The organism is Allokutzneria sp. NRRL B-24872 (genome assembly GCF_002155965.1).
Classification (GTDB): domain Bacteria; phylum Actinomycetota; class Actinomycetes; order Mycobacteriales; family Pseudonocardiaceae; genus Allokutzneria.
In genome coordinates this window covers 42,108-55,069 of record NZ_MUMH01000137.1, presented here as the reverse complement: position 1 = coordinate 55,069, position 12,962 = coordinate 42,108, and the positions used below count along the sequence as shown (strand labels likewise).

Here is a 12,962-nt window from a genome sequence, read left to right as displayed (position 1 = left end):
CAAGAGCGGTCTGTCGACCAACTCCACCGGCATGTGGCTGCAGATCGACCGCTACCGCGGCGGAGTCGCCAGCCACCTGACCGATGCCGAGGTCACGGTCCGGCTGCTCGGCCAGGATCGCAGGGAACTGCAGGTCGCCGCGCAGACCACGACGGTGAAGGTGCACACCGAGACGCCGGACGCGGAAGCGTTCCGGGCGGGCATGCCCGTCGACGCCGCCCTCATCGGGCCGGACGGCAAGCCGCTGCGCAACGTGCCGAGGAAGGACCCCGAGGCGGAGGACGTGCGCTTCCCGGAGCACTTCCGCTCTGGCGGCCCCGGCATGGCGGCCATCGACAGGCTGACCGCGCAGAACCGGGACGGTTCACCCCGCACCGCTGACGACGGCGATCTGCTGGCCCCGGTGCACAAGATGCTGGTCGAGGCCCTGGCCACGAAGGACTTCGTGGTGCCGGGCGAGGGCTTCCCCTCGGACATGGACCCCGGCACGCGCGCGCAGCTGACCTCGCGCGCGCAGCTGCTGCTCGCCATGAACCGGGCGATGATCTCCGACCAGCTCTCCAGCGCCGCGGTGGCCCTCGACTACACCACGCTGATGCACGAGGGGATCAGGCTCACCGTCAAGCGGCTGAACCCGCTCAAGGGCTACGCCGAGGAGAACGTCGAGATCGTCATCGGCGGTGTCGCCGACTACGACAAGGCCGTCTTCCTCGGTGTTGACACCTCGCGCGATGTCTACGGGATGTTCTGGCACGACGCCTCGACGACGGTCTCCAGCGCCGAGACCAAGGCGAAGCAGCTGGGTGGCAACCACTCCGGTGCCTTGGACGCGATCGACAGCAACGGGGCCATCGGCGGTGGTTTCGGCAGGGACGTCAGCGCCAACGTCTCCGTCACCAACGGCGAGGTCAAGGTCAACCTCATCCACAACGACAGCCCGGTGCTCGGGTGGAATGTGCCGCTGAAGCTGGTCGTCCGGGTCAACGGCGCGAAGGGCGCGGTCGCGCTGCCGGGCGCGGCCAGGGACGGCTCGGTCACCTTCGACGCCAGCACCGAGATCTACGTGCCGGAGGGCTTCGTCCACTCCGAGGCACCGGTCAGGGTGGCCGAGAAGACCGACCCGGAGCTGTTCCGGGACAACGACGCCAAGGTCGTCTCGGTCTCGGTCAAGGGGCTGCTCGCCAAGGTGGAGGCCAGCGCGGGCCGGCTGCTCGGCGTGGACTCGCCGAACCGGCAGGCCGTCGCGGCCGAGCTCAGCGCGGGGTCGCTGCACGCGGCGATCACCGACTACATCCTCAGCGGCAGCACCAGCGACCAGCTGTTCCAGCTGGGCAGCTTCGGCGGTCTCGGAACGCACAAGCGCTACGCGCTGAAGATCTCCGCGGTGCCGCTGGAGACCGATGTGCTCGGCCTCGTCAGCGGCAACGTGGTGATGGCCGACGGTTCCTTCAACTACACCAGCCTCGGCTCCGGCTACAGCAGGGGCGGGAGCCTCGGCTCCGACGGCGGCGTCACCGAGGGCACGGAGTTCATCGGCGGCGACGTGGGCCTCAGCCCCTCGGTGAGCGGTTCCGTCGGCACCAGCAGGTCGCAGAGCACGACGGCGGCCTTCGGCCAGGACATCCTCAACCTCGAGGCCGACCAGCGGCTGCACCTGCGCACCGGCCTGATGTTCAAGGCCGAGCTCGTCGAGCAGACGGTGGGAGACCGGCTGCGGGGCGGCCTGTTCAAGAAGCGCGCCGCCGCCGTGACCGCCTCGAAGACGGTCACGGTCTGGCACCGCGGTGAGATCACCTGGGTCAGCCCGGAGTCCGATCTCGTGGCCGCCTACGCCAGCGGCAAGCTCGACCTGCCAGCCGAGTACATGACCACCTCCTTCCGGCGCTGGCAGGACGGCGACAACGACATCAGCCGCAACGTCATGGCCAGGGCGGTGCACCGCTTCTCCGTTGCTCAGCGGGACGCGGGCGAGGAGCTCGACCACGAGCTGCTGCGCGATGTGCTGCTGCGCTACTCCTCGGAGGAGGTCTACGACGCCGCCGAGCGCGCCGGGGCGGAAGACGTCCTGGACGTGGTGGCCGCGGTCGCCGAGCACTCGCCCGAGGCATCGGCCGAGTTGCGTGCCCTGCGCCTGCCGCAGTTCCTGGACAAGGGCGAGTCGCTGGGTGGCAGTCGGGCGGTCTACGCCTTCGAGATGTCCAGGACCGACGCGACCAGCGGTGACACGCAGCAGGTCCAGCTGGACCAGGCGGTCAGGGACCTGCTCGCCAGGACGGCGCCGAACCTGCTCGCCCACCCGAACGTGCAGCGCGCCCTGGAGACCAGCCTCGCGGGCAACCGTCCGTACGCGCTGCTCAACGACGCCTTCAACAGCGAGCGCTCGCTGATCGAGGTGCTGGTACCCGTCAGCTCCAGGTACCCGTGGCTGGTCGAGCGCGTCCAGCTGGCGATCTCGGTGAGCCCGGTCGGTGACGCGGAGGTCGTCGGCCAGCAGAAGGCGCGCGGTACGGAGAACGAGATCCGCGAGGTGAACCAGGAGTCCGCGTCCACCACCGTGGGCACCAGCGTGGGCGCGGGACTGTCCGGTGAGGGAGTCCTCGACACCGGGCCGGACGCCCTGTCCGCGAGCACCCAGATCGGCACGAGCACCACGCACAACAAGCGGGGCAACGTCACTCGCGCCACCACCCAGCTCGACTGGCGCGGGGCGCACGACGTGAAGGTCCCCGTCGAGGTGAAGCTCAAGGTCGTCCGGAGCGGGACCGAGCGCGGCCCGTTGAACAACGTCCTGTTGCGCAGCATCAGGCGCGGGAGGACGACGACGGAGGTCTTGCAGGGCACGATCGGGCTGCACGTCTCCGATGGGCAACTGCTGCGGGAACGGCCGGCGCCACCGGAGCACGTCGACTACCGGTCGATCACCGAGTTCCCGTCGGGTGACCGGGTCGGCGTGGACAACGTGACGAACGAGCCCGTCAGGAAGGCCGTCACGGACTTCCTGGCGGACCTCTACGGTTCCCGGGTCAGGCGGTTGCGCGGAGCGATCGAACAGATGACCTCGGTCACCGCGCTGGGCTCTCGGGTGGCCAGGATGGTCAACGAGCAGGACGGCGCGGAGCTGGGCTCCGACCTGCACATGCTGCGCAGGCGCGGGCGTGCGGGCTTCGCCGTCAACAAGATCCAGGTCCGCGCCAAGTTCGACGTGTCGGGCGTGCACGTCGTCAGCGACCAGCCCGACAACGGCGGTATCGGCCAGGTCCTGCGTGATGACGCCGGCACCGACATCACCATCAACAGGCAGCGCACCACACCGCTCGGCCTCGGTGGTGAGGAGGCGCTCGGCGAGGCCCTCGGGGTCGACGGCGCCGGTGGGGTGTCGGCGGGTGCGGGCAGCCAGGCCAGCATCACCGCGAGCACCGGAGCGCGAGGGGACCAGAAGACCGAGGAGTTCGGCGCGCTCGTGCACGTCCGGGCCCGCTTCCACGCCGGTCTCATCGTGCGCGAGTTCACCACCAAGGTGAACAACAGCAACATCCTCGTCCGCGAGCGCAACCGGCCCAACGCCGCGACCGGCTGGCTCAACTTCAAGGTCTACGAACGCGATCTGCCCGCACTGCTGCAGGAGCTGGAGTCGGCCAAACCGTGGGACCGGCTGGTGGCGCTGGGCCTGCAGGGTCACGACGGCGAGGCGGTCCGCGAGGCCCTCGCCCGACGCGACCAGGAGGCGCGGGAGTTCGACCTGGGGCGCCTGCTGGCCGAGGCAGCGGAGAAGCGCGCGGCGCTGGACGCCCGCGACCCGAGGGCGAAGCCGGACGTCATGGCGCAGGCCAAGGCGCTGGACACCGACTACCCGCACGTGGCGGTCAGCCACGGCATCCTCGACGGCCTTCCCGACAACATCGCCAAGGTCCTGGTCAGTCAGCGCACCGACATCAGCGGGCAGATGCTCGTCAAGCTCGCCAGCGACCCGCTGCTGGACAGTGCGGCCGAACAGGCCGAGCGGGCCCAGCGGATCTCCGACGCGATGGTGAACGCGCGAGCCCAGTTGGCCGGGCTCGACCCCAACAAGGTCGACCGAGCGCTGGTCCACCGGGCGCGCGAGGCCGCTGACAACGCGGTCGCCATCGCCGAGCAGCAGCGCACCACCGGGGAACCGCTCGCCGAGGCCCGCGCCGAGCTGCGCGCGGCGGAGGAGGCGTGGAAGGCCGCCGTCGAGCGCGCCTACGCCGAGCACGGCGCGAACGCCAAGGAGCGTTCGGCGGTGCGCCGGATGCTGGACCGGCTCGGTCGCAACCGGCTGCCCCGCACCGGGGTCGCGAGCCTGGACGCCGCGCTGGAGCAGGTGCGGCGCAACGAGGGCGTGCGCATGGAGCGGGCGCGCACCGAGTTCGACGCCGTGGTCGGGGCGTGGGAGGTCGCGGCGGCGCGCGAGAGCGAGCTGCGCGAGTCCCTCCAGCGCGTCGAGCACAACCTCACCCGCCTGACCAAGGGCCAGGAGGGCGCGGCCACCTCGCTCAAGGCGCTCACGGCGCTGGCGGCCGAACAGCTGCGGCACTCCGGTGACCCGATCCAGGTCGCGCGCGGCGTCGCCAACCAGCTGCGCGTTGAGATCTTGTTGTCGCGCAAGGAGAACGACGGCACGGTGACCACCTTCCGGGTGGCACCGGACGGCGCGGTGGTGCGCGAGGGCGAGGGAGCGCCGTTCGCGGAGCTCGCCCAGCTGATCGTGCCGCAGGGCGCGCCGACGGACGTCGACTCCGAGGGCGCGCTGATCCGGGAGTTCGACGCGCTCAGCGACGCGATCCGGATGCGGATCGACCTGAGCGAGATGCTGGAACGCTCCTCCGCCATCGGCAAGCCGCTGGACGCGGTCGTCGCCGAGGCACGGGACTCCGCCGTCATCGACGCCGCGTTCGCGGGCGTCGACGTCGACGAAGTGCTCCACCAGGTCGCTCAGGACCCGGACGTCACCCGGGCCGAGCTGCTGGTCGAGCACACCGAGCGGGCGCGGGCGGAGTGGGACGCGATCCGTCCCGGTTTCCAGCGCGCGCTCGCGCAGGCGTGGCAGGGCGCCGACATCTCCACCAGCACGGCGGTCACCTGGGCCATCGCGGGCGGTCTCGACCTGGTGGCGGTCTACCAGCAGGCCGTCGAGGCGGGCATCTCCCCCGACGCCGCGCTGCGGTCGGCCGTCTCGGTGCTGCCGATGCGGGAGCCCGCCTTCACGCTGGCCGAACTGGCCCCACTGTTCGGGTTCAAGGCCACGCCAGGGGAGCTGGCGCGCTTCCGGCATCTCCTCAACCAGGCCGGGCTGACCAGCACGATCCGCGTCTACGAGTCGGGCCTGCTGCGCGATCTCGCCGCCGAGCTGGCGGTGAACTTCGGGCTGTTCGACCCCGCGCAGCGGCGGCTGGCGCTGGAGGTGGACCCGCACTGGCTCGCCTCGGCGGTGAACACCCGCCCGGCGCAACTGGAGCAGACCCCCGCGCCCACGCTGGACTCCGACCGCGCGGCCAGGGCCGACACGGTCGAGCAGATCGTCCGCAGCTACTACCACGGTCTGCGAATGGACCGCGCTTACCGCGGCCCGAACCCGCTGGACCAGGCGGGCCGGACGGCGATCGACGAGGCGTTGGCGCGCTGGGGCGCGCCCGCCGCGGCCTGGGTGGCCTCCCAGCTGCCCGGCTCCACGTTCACCGGCCCCCTGACGACCGCCGACGTGGTCAAGCAGACCGGGGACAAGAACGTCCCGACGCGGGCCCAGCTGGAGTTCCTCTCGCTCAACGAGGCGCTGACGGCGTGGGTGCCCAACGGCACGGCCAACGTGTTCGAGGCGGTCTTCCGGCAGCTGCCCGCGGGCAAGCTCGCCGCGGCGGGCATCCACGACGCGACCGCGCTGGCGCAGGACCTGCGCGCCGAGCTGGAACGCGAGCTCGGCCTGCCCGGGGGAGAGCGGCGGCTGCTTCCGCTCACCGGCCTGCACAGCGAGGCGCAGCAGAGCAAGGCGGTCTCGACCTGGGGCGCCAAGGGCCTGCTCACCGCTCCGATGCTGGCGGCGATGACGCGGATGATCGCGGCGCGGCACGACCTGGCCATCGCCGTGGTCGACGACGAGGGCGTGGTCAGGCACGACGGCCGCGCCGGCGTCCCCGACGCCGTCCTGCTGCACAACAACGGCCACTTCATGCCGGTGCTCTTCACCGAGCCCGCCCTTCGCGCGGCGCTGGGTTACGACGACGGGTCCTCGCCCGACACGGGCGGTGATGACGCCGGTCGAGGCGTCCCCGGCGTTCCGGTGCCGGTGATCGGCGCGCGCACCTGGGCCGGTGGTACGAGCACCGTGTTGCAGCTCGAGGCCGTGCGCATCGCGGCGGCCAAGGTTCCCGGCGCGGTCGTCACCGAGGACACCCCGGTCCGGGTCAAGGCGCACCTCGTCAACGGGTCCGTTGTGGACGTCCTCGTGGTGATCGACGGCACCGTCGACGCACCGCAGCTGGTGCTGACCGAGGACGCGAGAGCGGTCCAGCTGGTGGTGCCGCCGCTGCCGCGCAACACCGTCGGGCAGCAGCTGATGCTGTTCCGGTCCCTGGAGTCGGCGTTCCACCAGCTTCCGGACTTCGTCCCCACGTCCTGGCTCACCGCCAACGGCAACGGCGGCAGTGGTCTGTCCGCGAACGAGCTGGTCAACCAGCGCCTGCGGGCACGGCAGGTGCAGCAGAGCGAGCAGCGCGCCGCGGAGGAGGACGACGCCCGCAGGCAGGCCGAGGCGGCCGAGGCCAAGCGGCAGCAGGAGATCGACGAGGCCAAGCAGGAATCTCTCGCCGAGGCCGACGCCGACGCGGCGGAAGCGGAAGCCGCAGAGGAGGCGGAGGAGGCGGCCAACGCCCTCGCCGTCGTGCCCAAGCGGGCGGCCACCCCGGCGGTGATCATCACGTCGGCGCAGGACTTCGACGCGGACGGCAAGGTGCTCGGCGAGCTGCGCCAGCTCATGGAGGCCGTCGAGGAGTTCCGCGAGAGCTCGGCACTGGCCGGCGGCGAAGCCACCACGACGGAGAACATCCTCGCCGAGGAGCGGGTCGTCACCAAGCTCTTCGAGGACGCGGTGCTGCTGGCCGAGCAGACCGACGCCCTGGTGGACGTGCACTCCAAGCCGAGCGAGACGGGGCTGGCCACCGCGCAGATCCGGCTCTCCGACCGGTACCGGCGGCTGACCGACGCGCTCGCCGTGCTCATGGACGTGGCGGAGTCCCGCAGGGACCTGCTGGCGCAGGCCCACGACGCGGACCTCGAAGCGCTGGCCTGGTCCTACCAGGCCATGGCCGCCGCGGAGACCGAGAAGCGCAACGTCACTCCTCGGCTGTTCGGCCAGGAGATCTCCTCCGAGCGGCTGCGGGCCTTCTCCGAGGAGACCACCGCGCGCGCGGACCAGGTTCGCGTGGAGGCGGACAAGCACCTCGCAGCGCTGAACCGGGCCCTGACCCGGGTCCAGCGCGAGGCGGAACTGCTGGAGGACCTGCACGCCGCCAACCCGGTGATGCTCGTCGCCGGCGACGTCACGCTGGGCATCAAGCACGACACCGGTGTGTCGGTGCTGGCCGCCAAGCCCAAGCCCGGCCGCTGGCCCGGCATGGAGAAGGTCGCCACCAGCGACATCGAGGCCGCCGAGAATCTGCTCGCGCTGCTGAACCAGCACCGGCAGCTCGTCACCGCGCTGCGGGCGGCGGGCTTCGACGGCCGCAGGGCCGCCGACTTCGCCGGGCTGCGCGAGGACTCGACGAAGCCGGCGGCCGCGCGTCGCACGGCCGCCGAGCTGGCCCAGGTCGACCTGCGGCTGCGCACCCTGATCAACGGTGACGGGCGACGGCACGGCTTCGGCCTCAACGAGGTCGTCAAGGGCTCGCCGAAGCGCATGCGCTGGCTGGAGAAGATCCTCACCAACCACCCGCGCTTCCGCGGGCTGCCCAACACGCTGGCCGGGCTGCGGCTGGTCGGCGAGATGTCGCGGCTGGAGGAGCACCCGGTCCCGGAGATGGCCAGGACGCTGCGGCTGCTGGGGACCAAGAACTACGCCAAGAACACCGACGTGCGCGGCAGGCTCAACGACACGCTGAAGAAGATCAAGGTCCAGCAGATCACCGAGATCTCGGTCGACGACGTCAGCTTCGCCTTCGGCCAGCACTCGCTGCCCAGCCAGCACGACGCGGCGAACCCGGCGCTGACCACGCAGCTCAACGTGTCCTGGACGTCGGGGCCGCTGCGGCTGTTCCGCCCCGGCTTCACCCTGCAGCTGCGGGTGGTCGACGTCGCGGACGGGCCCGCGGTGCGCCGCTCGGACGTGGCCAAGGACGGCTGGGTCGAGCGCGGACAGCTGGTGCTGGACGTCCGCAAGGGAGCGACGACCGAGGAGATCGACACCGCGCTCGGCGAGATCCTGCTCGCCGAGGTGGCCAACTACGTCCCGCAGGTCCCGCCGATCAAGGTCGACGTCAACGCGACGCTGCTCTACCAGGCGGGCAACATCCTGGGCACCGCCCTCGGCGTCGGGGTCTCGCTGCTGTTCGGCGCGTGGGTCGGACTGCCGTTCGTCGTCGGCGTGGGCGCGGTCGCACTGTGGTCGTCCCTGGCGGGCATCACCACCTGGTACTCCTACGCGGGCAAGAACACCGAGGCGGGCAACGCGGCCCGCAGGCTGCGTTCGAGCTGGCGCGGCGGCATCGGCCCGACCAACAAGCAGATCACCGACACCACGTTCACCACCCGCAAGGGCCTGGCGGCGGCGACCGAGACCTTCGGCGTCGCGCTGCCCGACGCACTGCCCTACCAGGAGCTGCACGAGCTCACCACCACTGAGCGCAGGAACTTCGAGACGCGGGTGCGGTGGACGGGCGAGACCATCGCCCAGCTGATCAACGATCAGGAGTTCGTCGACAAGTACTCGCAGAGCGCCGACATCGACAAGCTCATGACGGAGGCCACCGACGTCAGCTGGTCCTCCAAGGAGTTCATCGCCGCCCAGGACGCGTCGGGAACCCAGCAGCCGAACGACCTCGGCACCCTCTCCCTCACGGTGTGGACCGGCGATCCCAAGAAGGACGAGCCCCGGCTCCCCGTCCACGTGAAGATCTCGCTGGTCGAGGGCGACATGGCGCACACCGACCAGTTCCTCAAGGGCGCCGCGGTCGGCAAGTCCGAACTGCGCTACTGGGTCAAGGTCTCGCCCAACCTGGTCAAGCAGGGACCCGAGGCCATGGTGGCCGAGGTCGCGGCGAAGATCGGCACGCTCTCGGGTGCCGCGTCCCGGGTGATGCTGCAGCCCGCGATGAAGAAGTACTTCAAGGAAAAGTTCCTCCTGTTCTGGAACTACCCGCTGGATCCGGGGCTCACCCTGGGCTTCGCCCTGCTCACGAGCACGATGCCCCTGTTCGCACCCGCGCTGATCGCCAGCGCGGGCATCCGCGCGGGCTCGGCGTTGCAGGCGTACATGAACGCCCGGCACCGCCAGTCCGCGTTCGCGCTCTACACCCACTCCAGCCGCGAACGCCAGGCCGGGCAGGAACTGGTCAGCACCGACGACATGACCAAGCACGCGAACAACGCGCTCGGTCTGATCGGCGCGAGCACGCGGGTCACCGACGGGCTGCGCGCGGAGGTCGAGTCGCAGCTGCCGCCCCGCTCGACGGGCCAGGCGGTCTCCGACGATCCGCTCGGCGAGATGCTGGTGGCGGCCAGGAAGATCGCCGAAGAACTGCGAGCCCAGCCAGACGCCGCGGGGGTCCGGATCGACCTGGACGAGACCAGGGACTACCGCCCGACCCTCACCGTCTCCTTCGACGGCGACAAGCCCCCCAAGCCCGTCACGCCTACGGAGCAGGCCCTGGCCGAGGCGCTCACGCACGTGCCCGACGCCGAGCGCGAGGGCGCCGTCAGGCACGCCGCGATGATGATGGCTGCGGCCAAGCACCTCAAGGCCGAGGCCGAGGGCCTGGACCGGGTGCAGAGCGTCCGGATCGAGCTGAACGAGATCGACGAGTTCCGACCCGTCGTGGTCATCGAGAGCAAGCCCGAGCTGCGCAACCCGAAGATGCCCGCGCTGATCAAGATCGGGCTCTCGGAATCCGCACACCTGCTCGGCCCGTTCAGCCCGTTCACCACGCACGCGGACGTCCGGACCGGCTCGGACAAGGGCCCCGCGGCGGAAAAGGGCAAGGACATCCGCGAGTTCGCGATGTTGCTGCCGACCGAGTGGACCGAGGACGGTACCCGGCTCACCCTCGACGAGGCCAAGGTGTGGCTGTCCGAGCACCTGGGCGAAATCATGGTGACGGAACGGTTGGTCCACCCCCGGGAGAAGCGCCAGCTCGCGTGGAACGCCGGTATCCGGACGCTGGGCCGCGGCGTGCTCAACGCCGTCGTGAGCGGTGTGATGAGCAGCTCGGAAGCCGACTCCGCACGGGAGAAGGCGCTCGCGGACGGCATGTCCCCCGCCGAGGCCGAGGTCGCCGCCGAGACCGCCGCCGCGGCCAGCATCGCCTCGATGAGCCAGTCGCTCGCAGACTCGGTCGCGGCCGTCGGTGAGAGCATCACCGTGGTCATGAGGGCGCGCCGCCTCATGGAACAGGCCGCGGGGACGCTGCGCACCGGGGTGAGCAAGGAGGACGTGACACCCCGGGCGATGGACGACTGGGTGCGGCACGGCTCCAACCGGCTGCGCCAGACCAGCAAGGCGATCACCGACCTGGTCGGCACGATCTCCGACGACGACCTCGCGGAGCGGCTGCGCCCGCTCACCGAGCGGCTCAAGCAGTACGACAGGGATCCCGAGCAGATCATCGACGACTTCGACGCGCTGATCGACGCGGGCACCGTCGGCGAGATCCCGCACCTGGGCAACATCCGGCGGATCGGCAGGGGCCAGTACCAGCTGTGGGTCGACATGACCGCCAAGCCCGGCTGGAAGAACCTCGGCGCGAAGTTCAGGGGCAAGCACCCGCGCTTCATGAACCTGCGGCTGCTGCCGCCGGTGCCGGGCGAGCCGAACAGCCTGCTGGTGCCCAACGGCACCGACACGCACGCACTGGCCATGGGCAGCGACGCGAACGCTCTGCTGCCGTTGATCGAGACGTGGGTGGCGATCTACCACCACGGCGCGACGGGCGTGCCCAGCCGGGGCGCGTTCCTGCTCCAGGACGCCGGAACGGGCAACCTGCCCAGCCTCCTCGGCCGGATCGCCAGCCAGGCCGCCGGTAGCGGTGTCGAGCTGACCAAGACCGCCATCCAGGTGGGCAGCGGCATCGTCTCCACCGGGCTCAACGTCGGTGCCTCGGAGTGGCACGCGCGCGGGGCGTACCAGCGCGGTGAGCTGAACAACTACATCCTGTCCCGCGACTCCAAGGTGATGTCGCCGGACCGCATCCTGTACTCGCTGGCCTACGCGGAGGGCTTCGGCAAGGCGAACGCGCAGCTGACCGAGGCCTACCTGGAGATCGCCCAGCAGACCGGGCGGCTCTCGCCGATGACCGTGAAGCTCCTGCGCAAGCAGCTGAGCACCCCGGACCTCACGCTGTCCCAGGTGCTCGAGGAGTTCGAGCTCGACCCAGCAGGCCTGCCCGCGAAGTGGTCCTTCGAGGACCTCGACCAGCTGGTCCAGGCCCGCTACCCGAACCAGGCGCTCCCGGAGCGGCCCCCGCTGCCCCTGGACGCCTCCGCGAACACGGTCAAGGCGGAGCTGCCGATGACCGCCGCGGCGGCGGAGTGGGCTGCGGACCTGGTCGGCATCGACCGCTCCGACGTCAAGTACGTGGTCGTCACCGACCAGGCGACGCTGGACTCGTGGGAGCGCGAGGGCGCCCACGGCGCCACGCCGACCGAGAAGGTCACGCTCAAGGACGAGAACGGCAAGGAGAAGGAATACGAGAAGGGCAGGGTCGTCTTCCTGGCCCCGTCGGCCTTCCGCGACCTCGAGACGCTGACGCGCGTCGTCACGCACGAGACGCGGCACGCGAAGATGCTGCAGGCGGGCATCACTCCCGGCAACACGCCGACGTCGGTCCTGGAGGGCGACGCCGACGCGCACGAGAACGCGGCCATTGCCCGCCTGCACGAACTGACGGAAGGCGGCACTCCCCCGGCCTTCCCGGAGAAGAGCACCTACGCGGGCATGCCGCTGGCCGAAGGCCCGGTCCCGCTGCTGTTCTACGGCGCCGATGCCTACCACGCCGCCGCCTCTGGCGCGGACGACCCGACCCACGTGCTCCGGTACGGCCTCAAGCAGGGCGTCGTGGCGGCGGAGAACGTCGTCACCAACTCCCTGATGTCCGCCGAGGACCTCGCGGACGTCAACACCGACAGCTTCGGCGACGATCTCAACTTCTCGCTCAACGAGAGCCAGAAGCTGACGCTGGGCAACGACGTCGAGGTCATCCACAAGCCGAAGCCGGACTACCTGGACGACGACCAGGTCGACCAGCAGGGCATCAACGAGGTCGGCGCCTACGCGGTCGACCACCGGTTCAAGCTCGGTCTGGTCCCGCCGACCGTCTACTGGCAGGGCGACGACGACTATCGGCCAGGTGTCATCCGGCTGTGGCTCGACGACACCATGCCAGGTAGCCCGGATCCCTCCGTCTACGGCGCGTACCACCGCGACGCCCTGGCATTCCTGGACTGGTTGACGGGCAACGACGACCAGCACCCGAACAACTACGTCACCACTGTGGACGAGGTGACCGGCGAGCTGGTGCCGCGCCCGGTCGACTTCGGCGCCTCGTTCCCCGGCGTCTCCGACCGCGCGTACTCCGAGGAGAACATCCGCACCAGCCCACACCGCTCGCCCTTCGCGGGTGCGGTCGTCCAGGAGGAGCTCGCCGACCCGACCCGGCAGCTGCACGCCGACCTGTTGGCGAACATCCGCGCGGTCACCGCCGACCAACTGCGGGCCGACCTCGCCGCGATCGGCATGGACG

The 12,962-nt window shown here is 70.7% G+C and carries 1 pseudogene (only partly in view); it reads left to right on the top strand.

Going from position 1 to position 12,962, the window contains the following annotated elements:
* Positions 1-12,962: pseudogene (locus tag CCN37_RS30705) on the top strand (hypothetical protein) (its annotated part extends past both window edges: 23,552 nt to the left, 42,107 nt to the right); the annotation flags it as partial.